19 protein-coding genes are annotated in these 17766 nt (G+C 31.2%); 15 read left to right on the top strand and 4 right to left on the bottom strand.

The features are described 5' to 3' along the window. The first annotated feature begins 492 nt into the window (after positions 1-492). From B6C99_RS13740 to B6C99_RS11145, 8 genes are all read left to right on the top strand, one after another. On the top strand, positions 493-693 hold the full coding sequence (locus B6C99_RS13740) for an RHS repeat domain-containing protein (protein WP_371265841.1): 201 nt from the start codon (positions 493-495) through the stop codon (positions 691-693). A gap of 316 nt (positions 694-1009) precedes the next feature. Next, positions 1010-1495: a CPCC family cysteine-rich protein gene (locus B6C99_RS11115; protein ID WP_086359886.1), complete on the top strand. Its 486-nt coding sequence runs from the start codon at positions 1010-1012 to the stop codon at positions 1493-1495. A gap of 720 nt (positions 1496-2215) precedes the next feature. Continuing rightward, positions 2216-2722 carry a hypothetical protein gene (locus tag B6C99_RS11120; protein WP_086359887.1) on the top strand — a complete coding sequence of 169 codons (507 nt, stop codon included), beginning with the start codon at positions 2216-2218 and terminating at the stop codon, positions 2720-2722. Between the two features lie 487 nt (positions 2723-3209). Next, entirely contained in the window at positions 3210-3746 is a 537-nt protein-coding gene (locus tag B6C99_RS11125) for an Imm15 family immunity protein (RefSeq protein WP_086359888.1), read from the top strand. A 65-nt stretch (positions 3747-3811) separates the two neighbouring features. Next, positions 3812-4171, top strand: a complete 360-nt coding sequence (locus tag B6C99_RS11130; protein WP_086359889.1) for a hypothetical protein — start codon at positions 3812-3814, stop codon at positions 4169-4171. Positions 4172-4370: 199 nt separating this feature from the next. Continuing rightward, positions 4371-4616, top strand: a complete 246-nt coding sequence (locus B6C99_RS11135; RefSeq protein WP_216819470.1) for a hypothetical protein — start codon at positions 4371-4373, stop codon at positions 4614-4616. Between the two features lie 291 nt (positions 4617-4907). Beyond that, entirely contained in the window at positions 4908-5543 is a 636-nt protein-coding gene (locus B6C99_RS11140) for a hypothetical protein (protein ID WP_086359890.1), read from the top strand. Between the two features lie 112 nt (positions 5544-5655). Beyond that, positions 5656-6072: a hypothetical protein gene (locus B6C99_RS11145; protein WP_086359891.1), complete on the top strand. Its 417-nt coding sequence runs from the start codon at positions 5656-5658 to the stop codon at positions 6070-6072. 466 nt (positions 6073-6538) lie between these two features. Here B6C99_RS11145 and priC read toward each other — a convergent pair whose 3' ends face one another. Continuing rightward, positions 6539-7045 (bottom strand): primosomal replication protein PriC, encoded by a 507-nt coding sequence (gene priC / locus B6C99_RS11150; protein WP_158092475.1) that lies wholly within the window; start codon positions 7043-7045, stop codon positions 6539-6541. A 10-nt stretch (positions 7046-7055) separates the two neighbouring features. Then, entirely contained in the window at positions 7056-7511 is a 456-nt protein-coding gene (gene yfbV, locus B6C99_RS11155) for a terminus macrodomain insulation protein YfbV (protein WP_158092476.1), read from the bottom strand. 193 nt (positions 7512-7704) lie between these two features. Here yfbV and B6C99_RS11160 point away from each other — a divergent pair, with 193 nt between their 5' ends. From B6C99_RS11160 to guaA, 3 genes are all read left to right on the top strand, one after another. Then, complete coding sequence (locus B6C99_RS11160; protein ID WP_086359894.1) at positions 7705-8910, top strand: acetate kinase; 1206 nt, start codon at positions 7705-7707, stop codon at positions 8908-8910. 69 nt (positions 8911-8979) lie between these two features. Then, positions 8980-11130 (top strand): phosphate acetyltransferase, encoded by a 2151-nt coding sequence (gene pta, locus B6C99_RS11165; RefSeq protein WP_086359895.1) that lies wholly within the window; start codon positions 8980-8982, stop codon positions 11128-11130. A 533-nt stretch (positions 11131-11663) separates the two neighbouring features. Then, complete coding sequence (gene guaA, locus B6C99_RS11170; RefSeq protein WP_086359896.1) at positions 11664-13247, top strand: glutamine-hydrolyzing GMP synthase; 1584 nt, start codon at positions 11664-11666, stop codon at positions 13245-13247. A 127-nt stretch (positions 13248-13374) separates the two neighbouring features. Here the strand turns inward: guaA and B6C99_RS11175 are convergent, their stop codons facing one another. Further along, positions 13375-13746, bottom strand: coding sequence for an EthD domain-containing protein (locus B6C99_RS11175; RefSeq protein WP_086359897.1), 372 nt, complete (start codon positions 13744-13746; stop codon positions 13375-13377). A gap of 72 nt (positions 13747-13818) precedes the next feature. Here B6C99_RS11175 and B6C99_RS11180 point away from each other — a divergent pair, with 72 nt between their 5' ends. The 4 genes from B6C99_RS11180 to B6C99_RS11195 all read left to right on the top strand — a co-directional run bounded on the left by B6C99_RS11180 (position 13819) and on the right by B6C99_RS11195 (position 16688). Continuing rightward, complete coding sequence (locus B6C99_RS11180) at positions 13819-14166, top strand: MerR family transcriptional regulator (protein ID WP_086359898.1); 348 nt, start codon at positions 13819-13821, stop codon at positions 14164-14166. Between the two features lie 324 nt (positions 14167-14490). After that, entirely contained in the window at positions 14491-15015 is a 525-nt protein-coding gene (locus B6C99_RS11185) for a low molecular weight protein arginine phosphatase (protein WP_086359899.1), read from the top strand. 237 nt (positions 15016-15252) lie between these two features. After that, a complete protein-coding gene (locus tag B6C99_RS11190; protein WP_086359900.1) occupies positions 15253-15723 on the top strand; it encodes a YhcH/YjgK/YiaL family protein in 471 nt (156 codons plus the stop codon). A gap of 26 nt (positions 15724-15749) precedes the next feature. Then, on the top strand, positions 15750-16688 hold the full coding sequence (locus B6C99_RS11195) for a sugar kinase (RefSeq protein WP_086359901.1): 939 nt from the start codon (positions 15750-15752) through the stop codon (positions 16686-16688). A 105-nt stretch (positions 16689-16793) separates the two neighbouring features. Here the strand turns inward: B6C99_RS11195 and B6C99_RS11200 are convergent, their stop codons facing one another. Next, entirely contained in the window at positions 16794-17531 is a 738-nt protein-coding gene (locus B6C99_RS11200; protein WP_086356948.1) for a cyclase family protein, read from the bottom strand. Positions 17532-17766 lie beyond the last annotated feature (235 nt).

Raw genomic sequence — 17766 nt, forward strand, 5'->3', positions numbered from 1 at the left:
CGTCTCCTGATAGAGTAATTGTCTTAAGTGATAATGAGTATGATATTCATTTATATTATATTAAAAAATAAGGAATTTATATAATAAAGTTAATTAAAATAATAAAATAAAATTCAATGATTTATTATTTAACATTATAAACAATCCGTCACTGCACATCTTTTATTTTCATAACGATTGCCATCTTCTAACTAGGTCGATATCCATAGGTATATCGTCAGCGATATAAGTATTACAATTTGTTATGCTAACCATCGCATGACCAAAGTTTGCATCGAACAGTTGAACCATAGCGAATGCTACACAGCTATATCTACGATGCTCTCTACCAGCGGATTAAAAAACACCGACTAGATCGTGGCGGCAATCAGGAAGAACACATCTACTACTTCCGTATAACCGGAGGATCTGACGAACGAAGCCAGTGAAATCGTGTGAGAATGCTCATACCAGCTATGGGACAAACCGATACAGAAAATTGCCCATACACAGATACAACATAAACTAATGTTTCAAGGACAGTATTTGGACAGAAAAATCGGACTGCACTACAATACTTTCAGGTACTGCGATCGGGATATAGGTCGCTTTATTCAGCCAGATTTGATCGGATTTCTGGTCGGTATTAATCTTTATCAATTTGATCGACTTGGATTGATGCATGGGGAAGTTATAGTCTTGTCAATTCTGTAAATTGGAAAGATTTAAATTCAAGAAAAAATCATCAACAGGAAAAAAAGGATTATAAACACATTTTGAGAAATACGGACACGAGTTTGGTAATATTACTTAAAATGAATATTTAATAAAATCAGAAGGATGTGCTGCCAAACCTTTAAATTCGACAATGCAGGAAAAAAAGTTGGTAATCATGTAATCAAATATGATAAAAAATAGTGGTGAAATTTTTATAATTGATTTAAAACAAAGTAATATTTTAACTTATTATCGACGATAAGCGAAGTATAGATCCGTTCTAGGGTGCAATTAACTCAGCGCGAGAAAAATTATGTGTATAGAATTTCTTCATAGTGAAGTAGTAAATTTTTTAAATTATAACTCTCTATTTACTTTAAATTTAAAAGATAGAACAATTACATTATATGAGGATGGATTAATCGATGAAGAATCTACAGAATTGTCTAAGAAGCAAATATTTAATAAAGAAATTTTGTATTCCTATCAAATTTCTCCTTTAATTAAAAATATATACTTAGAAAGTAAAATTAAAGAAATTACAGGTAATGATATAAAAATAATTGATCATCCAGACAGCGAAATTACTGGTATTTCTTGTATCTCATGTAGATATATTGTATACGAAAATTTTGATGATTCTATTTTTGAAATATGCCCAGTTTGTTATTGGCAAACAGATACCCTGGATGAACATGGATATAGTAAATTAAATAAAGCCTATTTAAGTAATTACAAAAATACTTCTTCGTGTAAAGAAAAAATAAAGCAATTTAAAGATATATATGTAAGAAAATAGTATATCTATATAGTTAGTAAGATTAGCAGTATTAAAGAATATTAGTTATTTAAAAATATTCAGCTTAAATATATTTGTTTTAACTATATGACTATATCATTATGATAGTTTAAGTATATTTCAATTATTAAAATAGAAAGAAAATCAATAGTAAATGCTTCTAAGGTGTCATCTGTCGTATTAAAAGCTATAGAAATCATGTTTCCTGAAATACTCAACAATACGATGTTACATTATGTACTATATCTACAATACAAAAGAACTCCTATAGCAATAAACTTTGCAATAATATGCCATATAAGCCTGAATTTTATTATTTAGGCTTTTTTTGTTAGATAAATTTCAAAACCTACTATAATAATTTAACTACTACTAACCATATAAAACACTTTTTAAATGTTATCAGATACTGCATTCCTGATAGTGGTTAGTTTACTCAATTTAATATGAGCAAAGCAGAATATAATACAATAAAGGAATAGGAGTTATTCTAGCTGATCATCCTAGAGAACGGATGATGCTATTCAAGGTAAAGTCGAAGCAATTTATGATTTTACTGTGCCTCCATAGCAGTTGAAAACCATAAAATATAGAGGGAAGATTGGATTGACGAAAGAAATAGGTGAAATCGTCCAAGCAACAAGCTTCTAAGGAAATTCATAATAAATTATTAGAATGGTTTAATAACAAACAAAAAGTAAAAAAATCAGGGTGGTAAATGTGGTTAAAACTATAGATGTTGATGTTGATTTTAATGGCATAATTATTTTTGATTATCCAGGTATACTGAGTCTTTTTGATGGAAAAATAAATGATGGCGAGAATATATTTCAACAATTTACAACTACAGATAAAGGCGACTTTGTTTTAGATAAGGGTATTGCGTTACCTATCATGGGTATTGATGATGGTGGGTATACAGTTAGGTTGTTTTTAAATGAAATTCCTAGTAATGACAATCGAAATGTTGTATTCAGTGATAAATATTTTTTTCTTAATGTTACAGGTAGTTTATATATTGCCGATATGGCAGCTTTTTGGGAATGGGAAGAATATACTGGTTGGCATAATTCTAACATTCCTAAAGGGATATATAGGGTTTGTTTAGAAGGAGTGCATCTAAAACAAAACGATGAAATTTCCTATTGTTATGATCTAATTTTAGAAAAGGTAGACAAACTTGGCAAACGCGATATTGAACCACGCTCGTATTCAAGACTTTACTAAATGATAAGTTGATTCAAATTTATATTTTATAAAAAGGTGATTTTAATCAGTTAAATTTAGAATGATTACTGACGTTATTTGACCACATTTAAATCATACCTATTATGTGTGTTGCAATACATTGAAGTGGATTAAGTCGTTTGTATTAAAATCAAAGCTATCAGATGATTCTAATTACAGAACAGTAATTTTTAATGTCAAATATCGACAAATTGGCGATGGTATATTATTGATAATAAGCGTGTTGTAAATTTATATATTGTTTGTTTAGCTCTTAAAGATATGTTATTACTAATTCACAGTTATTTAAATTATATAAATGCTACTGAAAACTCATAGTCGATACTGAATATTCAAATGAATATAATAAACGATTTGGAATGTGAAAAAATATATGATGCAGTTAGTTATAAGTATTATGTATTATTAATTTAGATAGTTTAATAATCGAAAAAGACATGAATGGCATAAAGAATAACATTGTTATATGAAATTATTAGATGTGAATAAATTTGAAAAAGAAATGCAACTCCTTATAAAAAAAGAAGGCCTAGACGATTTATTAGTTTTTTATTCTGACTATGAAACTTTTGAGGAAATCCCATTATTTTCTAGATTTAAGCATATTTCATTTTTATCATCTCTTTCATTTAATGAAAAAAACAAAATTTTAATAAAAAAATGTATTGAATTAGTCTATAAATGTAAATTGAATGCTAAAAATTATATTGACCCTAAAAATATAAATGAATATTTTATCTGTGTTAGTTTAACTGATTGGGATAATTATAAGGATGTAAATTGTTTAACTCCAAATATCTATGTATCTCGAAAGAAAAATTTGTTATTGCAGCTCTTAAAACTAAAATATTCTCAAACTATAGAAGAAAATCTGATTAGAGAATATCTATCTTCCATTCAAGAATTTGACTATGATGTAGTAATTTCAAAAGGTTTTGAAAAGTATAAAAGAGTATACATTGTTCATAAATCAATTATTAATGAAGATATAGAACTAAATTAGAAATCTAAGAAATAAAATTAAATTTTTGATAATTTTTATCATTTAATGTCGGTAAGAAAAGCAATATGGATAAACGGATAAAGCTTGAAAAATATATTTTGAATGAATTTCAAGCGAAAGATAGTCAGACTTTTTTATATCAACTGCATGAAAATTCTTATTTTGATAAAGAAAAATTTTCAATATTGTTAAATATTTGTGATAGTTTGGCAAAATCGTATGGTGAATTTGGTAAAACAGATAACTACAATGAGGTTATTAAAAGTCTATTTGTTATTTTCGAACATACACTTTTTTTATTATTTACTCATTTTGTTGAACATGATTTCTTTACAATTAGTAATTACGGTAAAGATTTCAAAGCCAGAGATGTATCAGAATATTATTCGCAAATTAGGGAAATAACTCAAAAAATTATTTTATAATTGAAAACCATACTTGGCTACTCACCTTAGTCATTCTAATGACTATTTAATTATTTCCATCTAGATTCTAATTCAATTAAATCATTGTATTGATAATCATTTATGTTTATTCCTTACTGTATGTTTGATTGGAAGATGAAGCAAGAAGTACGAGAAATAGATTTTATAAACATTTGAATTTCTTTCATAGCATCAATTAATGCATCCAGATGATCTGTTAATACAGGAATTAATCGAGAAACTTGATGATGTCAGAAAATTTTTTATTAATCCCCTCGACCATGATGCCATTCAACTTTTTTTACACCCTTGTGGAAAAGTAGATGTATGGGGCGTTTATCAACTAGTGGAAAAGTTCTTATATCTACGTGAAGAAAATAATGGCAAAAATAAAATAAAAAAAGTTTTGGAAGTGATAGTGTTAGGTACTGGACTACTCAAGTAGCAGCTGCTTTTCGCGACGAAAGATTAAGGAAAGGCCTTAATATATCACTAAAATCGAATGATATTGATATTAAGGGCGCTACTGAAATGGCTTTAAATATTTTAGAAGATTAATAACGTATAAATTAAACAGATAAAATTTTCAATTTATAAATCAATATAATTATAAAATTATTGTTAATGAGATTAATGAAAACAGGTTGCTAAAAAATCAATATATTATGTGAGATAAAGATATATGAGTAAGCTTCTATAATATAGGTATTCATGTATGATGTTTTAAGGAGCAAAAATGTCGGTGACAGCTGAATTAAGAAAATTGTTTGAATTTGAATTGTATAATTATTTAAAGGAAAACATCATATATAGCCCAAATATCAAATGTTTAAAAACGGAAATATCCATAAAAAAAACAAAAATTAATCAAGCAAGTGGCCGTATAGGTTTCAGATTTTTAAATAATGCTCAGGGTTACTGTCTCAGTACAAGTGTTGATTCTCCAGAATTAATTGTTTTTTTTAATAAAATAAATCCTCCATATAGATCAAATAACCCCGAAGGCGTTGTTTATGCAATGAATACTTCAATGGAGATTGGTTTTAAATCATTCGCTCCTAATTTGGGTGGTACTGTTGATTTACCCAGAAATGAAGAAGAAAGAAAAAAAACTTGTGAATGGATTTATACAAAGGTAAGAGATATTTATTTGCCAAGAGCTATGAATCTTATTGAGTTAAAGCCTGAAACGATAAAAGATATCATATTATTCCCAAACTATTATGCTTATCCTTTTTTGACAATTTTATACCTAAGCAAAAAACATAATAGGTCTTTAACAGATAAAGAGATGGAATTGATATTTAGTAAAAGAAAAAGAATATTAGGCAACAAATTATTTGATAAAAAACTCTTAGAGATATATCTATAAAAAATCGATACTATTTCCTTGATGTTTGTACATTAATTTGGGTGTTTTTATCTTCTGATTTATAATGTTTACTCATATTTTTTGAATAAAAGAAATATTTTTGGGGTTATTTATGGAGTGGACTGGTTCTTGGAACTCTTTTTATTCAACTAAACCTATAAATGTTGTTTTCTCCGAATGGAGAAAAAAAATGATAGCTATTAACTACAAAAGTTATTATAACCCTTGGATGGGAGACGAGTGGTTATTTAGTTATAAGAATAATGAAATGCTTGAATATCACTATGAGAATGGTTATAACATTGATATGCAAGGTGAAGGCTGTGTAACGATAGAAGCTAAAAAAGTTTCATTGAACGCGGTTGCAACTTTGATTGAATTTGAAAGGGAAACGAATTTCGAACCTTACAATATTAATCTACATCTTAAAGACTTATATTACTATGTTCTAGTTCTACCTGAGGAATTGGAAAATTCGGAATTTAGTCGCAAGCTACACGAATTATTTATTAGTGTACTTAAAGTATAAAATTAACTTAGTAAATATGAAGGATTTTTCGTATTTTATCATTTATTTAATTTGAGGAAATAATATCTTTTTATCTATTTGATTCGTAATCATTTACGATAACTAGCTATGTGGGGGATTATTTAATAATATCTACTCACTTTTCTTTAAATTATCAATTAATCGCGGTTATTTTATTTGTTAGGAATTATTTGTTTAATAAATAGATTTTTGTCTTTATTAAAATAGTAAAATAATAGCTATCATGTTTAAATTTTTACCAAAATGATGTATTCCTAATTTTAATTTAAAAAGTTTTAGTTTGTATATATTGTTATATCGGTTATAAACGAGCATTATTTAGCTTTAGATAGGCTAAAGTGTATCATTTAACAATGATGGTTTAGATAAGTAATCAATATGCCACTAACATGCAGTAATGGTCACAGTTAATATCTCAAATTTGCATTGATAAAATAATTCGACTTTAATCGAAGACCTCATTTTCCATATCTAACTCAATCTTTTTTATCGCTTGTTCACAACGATATATCCGATTATCTAATGCTGCTATTTTTGTATAATCAATAGCCTCAGGCGATAGTTCTAATTCATATTTCATCTCTTGTAATCGTCGCAGATAATCTAAATGTCTGGAATGTTTTTCTGCAACGGTTTCTTGAATTACATAACTTGTTGGTTGCTTGCGTAAATGTACAGTAGCAAGCTCACGACTTAGTGCAGTAATTTGGTCAATAAGTTTTTCCGATAAGAATTCAATTTGACTCATTTTTTCGGTTAAAGCTGCATCACAGAGAGAATGATAAGTGAGCTTTATCTTATCGATATAAAATTGAAAATCGACCTCAATCTTACTGCTATTAAACAGATGTTCATCAAAATAGTGTTCTTGATAAGTGGGTTGATCAGATAGGTTGATCTGTTGCTCAAGTTGATTTATCTGATCTTTTAATTTTTCCAAAAAATTCTGCATAGATATATTTTCATGGTTGGTTAGATGTATCATCATCTTGTCCAAAATAGTTACCTAGATGAATCTTAGATAGATTCATCAATTTCATTAGTGCTTCAAACGTTAATTTTTCATTAGGATTACGGTTTGGACTGATTATTTTTTTTTCGATTAGTTGTGATTTAATTCGGTTATAACCATCAACCAAATATAGTGGTAGTGGTGATTGAGAACGATAGCCTAACCATAATATTCCTTGAATAGGTAAGCTCAAGGCAAATAGAATAGTAACAATAGTTACTGCTAATTGTGCCGGTAGATAATATTGCCAAACAATTAAGCCAATAATGATTGGTGGTAATATTTTTTTTGCGGTTTTTATGTGGTTAATAATTTTTAATTCCGGAAATGAATATGAAAGGGCCTTATCTTTAGGGCAAAGAGCCATATATGTTTGACCTGCCTTAAAATTTTTAACTAAATTCATCTGATTTGGATTCCTCGACATTCACATTTTAATGTCTTAAAATAGTGTCATTCAAATTGGGGGCTCTTTTTATTTTATCTCAAAAACCAAGATATCAGAAGTCGCCTTGTATATCACATTGATTATTTAATCATGTGTAGAGTTACCAATTTTGATTGGTATAAATCTTTTTATTCAATTTATAGGAATTACTATGTCATCAAGTAATAACGCTCTTGTTCTGAATTGTGGAAGTTCATCTTTAAAATTTGCAATTATAAACCCTGAAAATGGTGATGAATTTTTATCTGGCTTAGCTGAATGTTTTCACCTTCCTGATGCTCGTATTAAATGGAAATTAGATGGTGAAAAGAAAGAAGCTTCTTTAGGTGCTGGTGCAGCACATAGCGAAGCAATCCGTTTTATTGTTAACAGTATTTTTCCACAAAAACCAGAATTATTGGATAGTATTAAATCAATTGGACACCGTATTGTTCATGGCGGTGAGAAATATACCCAATCAGTTGTAATTGATGATTCAGTATTAAAAGGAATTGAAGAAGCAGCGGCTTTCGCACCTTTACATAATCCTGCGCATTTAATTGGTATCCGTGAAGCTTATGCCGCTTTTCCTCATTTAAAAGATAAAAACGTCGCAGTATTTGATACCGCATTCCATACTACAATGCCTAAAGAAGCATATTTATACGCAATCCCTAATGAATTATATACTAAACATGGTATTCGTCGTTATGGTGCGCATGGTACAAGCCATTATTATGTTAGCCGTGAAGCTGCTAAATTATTAAATAAACCAGTTGAAGAAACTAACGTGATCACTTGTCACTTAGGTAATGGTGCCTCTATTACTGCAGTTAAAAATGGTAAATGTGTTGAAACTTCAATGGGATTAACGCCACTTGAAGGTTTAGTTATGGGTACTCGTAGTGGTGATATTGATCCTGCTATTATGTTCTTCTTATATGACAACTTAAAAATGTCTGTTGCTGACATTAACAATTTATTAAACAAAAAATCTGGTTTACTAGGTTTAACTGGTGTTAGCAGTGACTGTCGTTATGTAACCGAAAATTACGAAAAAGATGAAAATGCAAAAAATGCCTTAGATGTTTTTGTTCATCGTTTAGTAAAATACATTGGTGGTTATGCAATGTTATTAGACGGTCGTCTTGATGCAATCGTGTTTACTGGTGGTATCGGTGAAAATGCAGAGGAAGTTCGTCGTATGGCTTTACAAAAATTAAGCTTACTTGGTTTTGAACTTGATCAAGAACGCAACTTAGCGGCTCGTTTTGGTAAAGGCGGTATCATTACTAAAGATGGTTCAGCAATCGCGATGGTAATTCCAACCAATGAAGAACTTGTCATTGCTCAAGATGCTGCACGTTTAACAGCTTAAAAGCTTTTAAAACCGCCTATAAGGCGGTTTGTTTTTTGGATTTAATAAAGAATTAAGAGGAAACAAATTATGTCTCGTACCATTATGCTGATTCCAACAGGTACTAACGTTGGTTTAACAGGTGTAAGTCTAGGTGTTATTCGAGCGATGGAGCGTCAAGGTATTAATTTAAATGTATTTAAACCTGTTGCGCAACCAAGAGCAGGTGGTGATGCTCCTGATAATACAACTACTTTAGTTAGCACAAACACATCCATTCCTACTTTAAAACCATTAAAAATGAGTCATGTTGAGAACCTATTAGGTTTAAATCAACAAGATGTATTAATGGAAGAAATTGTCGCTCTGTATGCTGAAAATACCAAAGGCGCTGATGTTGTTTTAGTTGAAGGTATTGTACCAACAACTGATTATCCATTTGCTAATGAGTTAAATAATAACATTGCTAAAACACTTGGCGCTGAAATTATTTTTGTTATAAATATGGGTAAAGATAATCCTGAACAGCTAAAAGATCGTATTGAGATTGCCCGTTCTAATTTTGGTGGCATTAAAAATGATAAGATTATTGGTGTCATTGTTAATAAAGTAAATGCACCGGTTGAAGAGCAAAATCTTGCTCGTCCAGATGTGGTTGAAATTTATCATACCCCTAAATTTGACGGTAAAAAAATCACAATTAAAGATTTAAATGAACACAGTCCTTTACCTGTACTTGGCTGTATTCCTTGGAATATTGATTTAAGTGCTTGTCGAGCAATCGATATTGCTAAACATTTTGACGCAAAAATTATTAATGATGGTGCAATTAAAAATCGCCGAATTAAACACGTTTCTTTCTGTTCTCGTAGCGTCCAAAATATTATCAATCACCTACAACCAAATGCGCTTTTAGTAACTTCTGCCGACCGCGCTGATGTATTGGTTACTATTAGTTTAGCAGCGATGAATGGTGTTGCCATTGGTGGGGTATTACTAACCGGTGGTTACGAGATTGATGAAAAAGTGTATAAGTTATGTCAACCAGCATTTGATACTGGTTTACCGGTATTTATGGTTAAAACAAATACATTCCAAACTTCAATTAACTTACAACAATTTAATCTAGAAATTCCTGTTGATGACAAAGAGCGTATGGATAATACTCAAAACTTTGTTGCTGACCATATTGATGCAAATTGGATTAAATCATTAAATGAAGTTGTAAATTCTGCTCGACGTTTATCTCCACCAGCATTCCGTTATCAATTAACTGAACTTGCTCGTAATGCGAAAAAAGTGGTGGTATTACCAGAAGGCGACGAGCCAAGAACCATCAAAGCAGCTGCAATTTGTGCCGAGCGTAACATTGCAAAATGTGTGCTGATTGGTAATCCAGATGAAGTTCGTAAAGTGGCTGCATCGCAAGGTGTTACCTTAGGTGCTGGTGTAGAAATTGTTGACCCAGATAGTATTCGTGAAAAATATGTACCACGTTTAGTTGAATTGCGTAAAAACAAAGGTATGACTGAAGTCATTGCTCGTGAGCAATTAGCGGATAATGTGGTACTTGGTACAATGATGCTTGAAGCAAACGAAGTTGATGGTTTAGTTTCAGGTGCGGTACACACTACGGCTAATACAATTCGTCCACCATTACAATTAATCAAAACTGCACCAGGAAGCTCACTTGTATCATCTGTGTTCTTTATGTTGATGCCTGATCAAGTTTATATTTATGGTGACTGTGCAATCAATCCAGATCCAAATGCGCAAGAGCTTGCGGAAATTGCTATTCAATCTGCTGATACTGCAATTGCCTTTGGTATTGAACCACGTGTTGCAATGATCTCTTATTCAACCGGAAGTTCTGGCCAAGGTGCCGATGTTGAGAAAGTGAAAGAAGCAACTCGAATAGCACAAGAAAAACGTCCAGATCTAATGATTGATGGCCCATTACAATATGATGCTGCTGTTATGCCTGACGTGGCAAAATCTAAAGCACCAAATTCACAAGTTGCTGGTAAAGCAACAGTATTTATCTTCCCTGATTTAAATACTGGAAACACTACTTACAAAGCCGTACAACGTTCAGCAGATCTTGTCTCAATTGGTCCTATGTTACAAGGTATGCGTAAACCTGTGAACGACTTATCTCGTGGTGCATTAGTAGATGATATTGTTTATACTATCGCATTAACAGCTATTCAATCAGCACAAGAACAAAATGCTGCTAAATAGTTAGTATTTATATTGCAATTTATGAGAGGTTATTAATAACCTCTCATTTTTATCTCTTCCACCAATCCTCTAATTTTTTAATACTGTTTTTTGATTGCAATTCTATAAATGACAAAGTATTTTTGGGTCTATCTTTTAGCTCTTTAGAGTTTATATGATATAAATTATATAAATTTGAATTTGCTATCTGTTTAAATCATTATCTACAGATAAATTCGAGTTATTTTTGCATTAGTAATAAAGAATTTCAAAGTAACAAAATTGAGTTTTGCGAGATAGTTCGATTTTAAATGACCTTTATTGAGGTTAAGACGCAATGAATTTTCTTAATACGCTAAATAATTTATACCTCTCTTTGCAAACGGCTATTTTCTCATCTTGATCAAGATATTCATGTACAAAATAAGATTATAAATCTTTATGTCATAGTATGAATATACAAAAAAATGTTTATACGCTATTTAAGCTTGATAATTAGATGATACAATAGCCACCAATGTTTATATTAGCCCATATTTTAGGAATTAAGATTGATGAATAAAGACATCCACCAGCAGCGTATATTAATTTTGGATTTTGGCTCACAAGTAACTCAATTAATTGCTCGACGAGTTCGTGAAATCGGTGTTTATTGTGAACTTTGGCCATGGGATGTTTCGGAAGAAAAAATTAAACAATTTAATCCTAAAGGTATCATTTTATCGGGTGGTCCCGAAAGTACTACCGAGCAAAATAGCCCTCGTGCACCTGAATATGTATTTAATGCAGGAGTGCCGGTATTAGGTATTTGCTATGGTATGCAAACAATGGCGATCCAGTTAGGTAAGGGCGGAGTCGTTACAGCATCTAATCAACGTGAATTTGGTTATGCTAAAGTAGATATTGTTGCAAAATCAAAATTAACAGACGGAATTTTAGATAGCATTAATGATCAAGGTACTAATCAGCTTGATGTTTGGATGAGCCATGGTGATAAAGTAACCTCATTACCAGACACATTTAATTTAATCGGTCAAACAGAAACCTGTCCATTTGCAATCATGGCGAATGATGAAAAACAATTTTATGGCGTACAGTTTCATCCTGAAGTTACTCATACCGTTAAAGGATTTGAATTATTACAACGCTTTGTTATCGATATTTGTCAATGTGAAAAATTGTGGACACCTTCTTCAATTATTACTGATGCAGTGGCACGTATTAAAGAGAAAGTTGGCCAAGATAAAGTATTATTAGGTCTATCTGGTGGTGTTGATTCTTCGGTTACTGCACTATTATTACATCAAGCAATTGGCGATCAGTTAACCTGTGTTTTTGTTGATCATGGTTTATTACGTTTAAATGAAGCACAACAAGTAATGGATATGTTTGGTGATAAATTTGGTTTAAATATTATCGCGGTTAATGCTGAAGATCGCTTTATGGCGGCATTAAAAGGTGAAGCAGATCCTGAAGCTAAACGTAAAATCATTGGCCGAGAGTTTGTCGCAGTTTTTGATGAAGAAGCAGCAAAACTTAAAGACGTAAAATGGCTTGCTCAAGGGACTATTTATCCTGATGTTATTGAATCAGCTGCCGCTGACACAGGTAAAGCACATGTCATCAAATCTCACCACAATGTCGGTGGTTTACCAGAAGATATGAAAATGGGCTTAGTTGAACCATTACGTGAATTATTCAAAGATGAAGTACGTAAAGTTGGTTTAGAACTCGGTTTACCATACGATATGCTATATCGTCATCCATTCCCTGGACCAGGTTTAGGCGTACGCGTATTAGGTGAAGTGAAAAAAGAGTACTGTGATTTATTAAGACAAGCGGATGCGATTTTTATCGAAGAACTTTACAAAGCTGAACTATACCACAAAGTTAGCCAAGCATTTACCGTATTTCTACCGGTACGTTCAGTTGGTGTTATGGGCGATGGCCGTCGCTATGATTGGGTTGTCTCGCTACGTGCCGTAGAAACCATCGACTTTATGACTGCCCATTGGGCGCATCTTCCTTACGACTTTTTAGGAAGAGTATCAAACCGTATCATTAACGAAGTTAATGGTATATCTCGAGTGGTCTATGACATCAGCGGCAAACCGCCCGCAACTATTGAGTGGGAGTAAAGATTTTCCAGTTATTAATTTCTGTTAATCTATATAGAAGCCATTCATTTAAGAATGGCTTTTTTAATCAGAATAAAATTATTAGAATTTAAAATGATAACATCGAATTATAGTAAAGCATGTGCATTTAAATAATCGTTCGCTCTGTTGCATACCAGATTAGCGATTGTGAGTGATCGACAAACTGATTTTCATCATCTAATAATAATTGGATGGCTCTTTTGGCTTCAGGTGAAGTTCTGATACTTAACATTTTTTCTTTACTTTGCCAGTAAATTTCAGCCATTCCATCAAAATCAAAAATAGGCGCACCTCTGCTATTGCGCATAGCATTTCCCGGTTTTTTATCCTGTAATGGAACACTTTGGACGTAATGAAGAATTCCTAGCGCTTCTTTTTGTGAATTAACCAAATTTGCATGATGGTTATGCCAATAGTTATCAAATTCTTGATAACTTAATGTCTTTTTGCGTTTAACTAACGTAATTAATTTGATCATTTAATATCTCCTTTAATAAATAAAACCATATGGTAAAGTATGACATAGCTGTTAGAGTCAATAGGAGGTGTTATGAAAATTGGTGAATTATCCAAATTTAGTCAAATTAGTATAAGGATGCTTAGATACTATGAAGAAGAAGGACTTCTTTCACCAAAACGCACAGTTTCAGGTTATCGTCAGTTTGAAATAGATGACATTGACCGAGTTAAACTCATTCATAAATTAAATAGTGCCGGATTAACATTAAAAGTTATACGTAAGATCCTTCCTTGTTGGCAATATCAAAGTAACAAATTTTCTCCTTGTAAGGAGTTTAAAAATGGCTTGAGTGAAACACTTTTAAAACTTGATAAACAAATTGAACTTTTACAACAAAGTCGTAGTCATTTAATAACCTTGTTAAAGGAAAATAAGTAAAATTAAGATTGTTTAAATAGGCTTTTAATCGTCAAATGCTAAAATTAAAAGATATTGGAGAAGCTAATCCTCCGCAGAGTAGGGTTATTGTTTATCATTTTAATTACAACGTTATTGATAAAAATTATGAGTAGTTTTCTTCTAAGAATCCTATTATATCGCTAGACAGTGGTTATCCTTGATTATTTTTGCTGATTAAAAATCATTTGATTTAGTCAATAAATAGGATGCTATTAAGCGTAAGTATTGAAATAAAACTAATTAGAATTTCATGTTATTTTTGCTATTATAAAACCGATTTTTGGTTAATTATTAAGGTAAAACATGTTTAATTTAAAAAAATATTTAGTTGGTTTATTGGCATTGTTTAGTGTTTCTTGTTATGCATTCGATCATGTTATTACTTTTGTTTGTACAGGTAACACAGGTCGTAGCCCTATGGCCGAAGCATTGGCTAAGGATTATGTTAACAAACATAATCTCAATATTGAGGTTCAATCACGGGGTGTTAATGTTGATCCAAGTGAATTAACACCAGAAGAAGGTACAGTTAAGGTATTAAAAGATAGAAATATTGATATATCTTCACATAAAGCAATGCAATTAGTGAAAGATGATATCGATAAATCAGAATATTTACTGACAATGACGCAAAAACATAAAGATAAAATTTTGGATCAATTTCCAGAATCGAAAGGTAAAGTATTTACATTATCTGAATTTGCTACAGGTAAAAATGAAGATCTTTCTGACCCATACAAATTACCATTATCAGCTTATATCAAAGTAGAAAAACAATTAGATGAATTTTTACCATTGGTATTGGATAAAATTGCTAAAGAGAAATAATTTGATCTATATATATTCTTATAAATTTTCTTTTTTAAAACCGCATAATTGCGGTTTTTTAATATTTACAGAATTTCGATAATAGATTGTTTTTACTAATTTTTAATAAATGATCTATAAAAAATTATTGCTTGAGTATATACTCTTACCTAAAGATTTTATTCTTCCATATAGTTGTATGTAGAAGAGTATGGTGAATAGTTATTGCATCAATTTATAAGTGAAGGAGCATTAAGTATGATTTTAGGTAATGTTAATCATTTGGATTTAATCCCATACTTGCCGACCAAAATTAAACAATCGATTGAATACGTAAAGGACAACGTTAATAGCAATACACCAGCTGGTCGTTATGATATCGATGGTGATAATATGTTTTTTATGGTGTCTGATAATTCATCAAGATATATTCATGACGCTAATCCTGAATATCATAAAAAGTATATTGATGTGCAAATTGTTTTAGAAGGTCAGGAAGGTATGGCTATTTGTACATTGCCTCCACACACTCAAGTTTTAGATGATAAAATAGCAGAAAATGATATTGCTTTTATCAAAACTCCTAACGAAGAAACTATGTTAGTATTACAGCCTAACGATTTTATTGTTTTTTTACCCAATGAAGTTCATAAACCGCTTTGTGCTGTCGATAATAAGATTGCTACGGTTCGTAAGGTTGTGGTAAAAATTGCATTGAATTATTTATAGATAGAGTAAGGATTTTAGGTAACACTATGACTACAAATATCGCTGTTATTGGCGAATGTATGATTGAACTTTCAATAAAACAAGATTCAACAACCCGTAATTTTGGTGGTGACACTCTTAATACATCGGTTTATTTATCGCGTTTGTTGACCAATAAAGATTTTTCGATTCACTATGTGACAGGCTTAGGAACCGATCCTTTTAGTCAAGAAATGCTTGATAGTTGGCAAAAAGAGCATATCTCAACTGATCTAGTTCAAAGAATGACTGATAAAATGCCAGGGCTTTACTCCATTGTGACTGACGAGCATGGTGAACGTTCTTTTTATTATTGGCGTAATGATGCAGCAGCTAAATTTTGGTTAAAAACAGCCGAAACAGCCAAAATTACCGAACAAATTGCTAAATGTGATTATGTTTATTTAAGTGGTATTAGTATCGCAATTTTAGATGCAGAAAGTATCGTTAAATTATTAGCGTTATTAAAACAAGTTAAGGCGAATGGTGGTAAGGTTATTTTTGATAATAATTTCCGTCCGCGTTTGTGGAGTAGCTTTGACTTAGCTCGTAGCGTTTATTCGGATATTTTGTCATACACCGATATTGCTTTTTTAACTTTAGATGATGAAGATCTATTATGGGGTAAATTACCTTATGAACAAGTTATCGAGCGTACTAAAAACTTCGGTGTTTCAGAAATTGTGATAAAACGCGGTAGTGATAGTTGTATTATTGATTCATTAGAAGGCCGTTTTGAAGTTCCTGCTAACAAAATTGCCAAAGAAGATGTTATTGACACTACGGCTGCTGGTGATTCATTTAGTGCCGGATATTTAGCTGCTCGTTTAAGTGGTAAAACTCCTTCACAATCAGCCAGTCAAGGTCATCTAGTGGCAGGAACTGTGATTCAGTATCGTGGTGCTATAATACCTTTGGACGCTACACCAAAATTAATTGAGAATTAATAAATAAAACGGTCTTAATGACCGTTTTTTATTGTAAATTAATATTTATCGAAACATTAGCCCTTAATATCTAACCAATATAGATAATTGGGCATGATGAATAGATTAAGGCAATATAGCAAAAGAACGAACCGGAAAGCCTGATGCATTATTAGGTTTGGCTACAATATTAAAGATAACTGCTCCTTTAGCTGGCAGTTGATCTAAATTGGTCATTAACTCAACTTGATAAGTATCTTGCTCTAAAACATAGTATTCGCCTTTTAAAGCATTATTTTCCCTAAATGCTTTGGCTGAATCAGTATCAAAAGTTTCATGACCAATAGCTTTAATTTTTCGTTCTTCAAATAAAAATTTCAGTGCATCAAGTCCCCATCCCGGAATTTGGTTATTCCCATCGGCATCTTTATTTTCCATAGCCGTTTGTGATGGCCATTTTTTACTCCAATCAGTTCGTAATGCAACAAAGCTACCAGCTTCAATTTGTCCATGCTGTTGTTCAAAGCTTAATACGTCTGCTACTGAAAAAGAGAAATTAGGATCTTGTTGTGCTCGTTGCGATTGATCGATAACAATTAACGGTAATACCAGTTCTTGTAATTGTAATTCATGCAAATAGCGAGTGTTAGGCACAAAATGAATAGGCGCATCTAAGTGAGTTCCATACTGTCCAGCAAAACTAAAGTTTTGTGCTAAAAAGCCATCATTATGATCAAATAGCGTTTTGATTTCGGCTGGATTAAACATAAAAAAATGCGGTGAATTGTGATCAAATGCATGGGTCAAATCAATCCATTTTTTTGATTTTAATAAATTTAAAGCTTGTAATACATCGTTATTCAAAACTATTCCTCACACTATAAAACACGATTACTTGTTTATTGTAAAATGGTTATATTTGCTAAACAAATAATTTTAAGTTATAGCAATATAATTTTTAGTTCTATTCTATTAAGAAAAATTTTGAGGAACGGGGTTTTTAAATGATTAAAAAATGCTTTATTTTTATTATTTAATGAACAAATTTGTTTTATATTATTGAAATTTTACTAACCGACCCTATTGAGCTATATAGTTG

The sequence above is a fragment of the Gilliamella sp. N-G2 genome, assembly GCF_002142215.1.
Classification (GTDB): domain Bacteria; phylum Pseudomonadota; class Gammaproteobacteria; order Enterobacterales; family Orbaceae; genus Gilliamella.

Bases quoted from the DNA above. Each gene is read 5' to 3' on its own strand.
- B6C99_RS11130 (WP_086359889.1), top strand. From the start codon at position 3,812: ATGGATAAACGGATAAAGCTTGAAAAATATATTTTGAATGAATTTCAA.
- pta (WP_086359895.1), top strand. From the start codon at position 8,980: ATGTCTCGTACCATTATGCTGATTCCAACAGGTACTAACGTTGGTTTA.
- yfbV (WP_158092476.1), bottom strand. From the start codon at position 7,511: ATGAATTTAGTTAAAAATTTTAAGGCAGGTCAAACATATATGGCTCTT.
- B6C99_RS11115 (WP_086359886.1), top strand. From the start codon at position 1,010: ATGTGTATAGAATTTCTTCATAGTGAAGTAGTAAATTTTTTAAATTAT.
- B6C99_RS11140 (WP_086359890.1), top strand. From the start codon at position 4,908: ATGTCGGTGACAGCTGAATTAAGAAAATTGTTTGAATTTGAATTGTAT.
- B6C99_RS11175 (WP_086359897.1), bottom strand. From the start codon at position 13,746: ATGATCAAATTAATTACGTTAGTTAAACGCAAAAAGACATTAAGTTAT.
- B6C99_RS11135 (WP_216819470.1), top strand. From the start codon at position 4,371: ATGCATCCAGATGATCTGTTAATACAGGAATTAATCGAGAAACTTGAT.
- B6C99_RS11125 (WP_086359888.1), top strand. From the start codon at position 3,210: ATGAAATTATTAGATGTGAATAAATTTGAAAAAGAAATGCAACTCCTT.
- B6C99_RS11145 (WP_086359891.1), top strand. From the start codon at position 5,656: ATGGAGTGGACTGGTTCTTGGAACTCTTTTTATTCAACTAAACCTATA.
- guaA (WP_086359896.1), top strand. From the start codon at position 11,664: ATGAATAAAGACATCCACCAGCAGCGTATATTAATTTTGGATTTTGGC.
- B6C99_RS11180 (WP_086359898.1), top strand. From the start codon at position 13,819: ATGAAAATTGGTGAATTATCCAAATTTAGTCAAATTAGTATAAGGATG.
- priC (WP_158092475.1), bottom strand. From the start codon at position 7,045: ATGCAGAATTTTTTGGAAAAATTAAAAGATCAGATAAATCAACTTGAG.
- B6C99_RS11190 (WP_086359900.1), top strand. From the start codon at position 15,253: ATGATTTTAGGTAATGTTAATCATTTGGATTTAATCCCATACTTGCCG.
- B6C99_RS11185 (WP_086359899.1), top strand. From the start codon at position 14,491: ATGTTTAATTTAAAAAAATATTTAGTTGGTTTATTGGCATTGTTTAGT.
- B6C99_RS11195 (WP_086359901.1), top strand. From the start codon at position 15,750: ATGACTACAAATATCGCTGTTATTGGCGAATGTATGATTGAACTTTCA.
- B6C99_RS11160 (WP_086359894.1), top strand. From the start codon at position 7,705: ATGTCATCAAGTAATAACGCTCTTGTTCTGAATTGTGGAAGTTCATCT.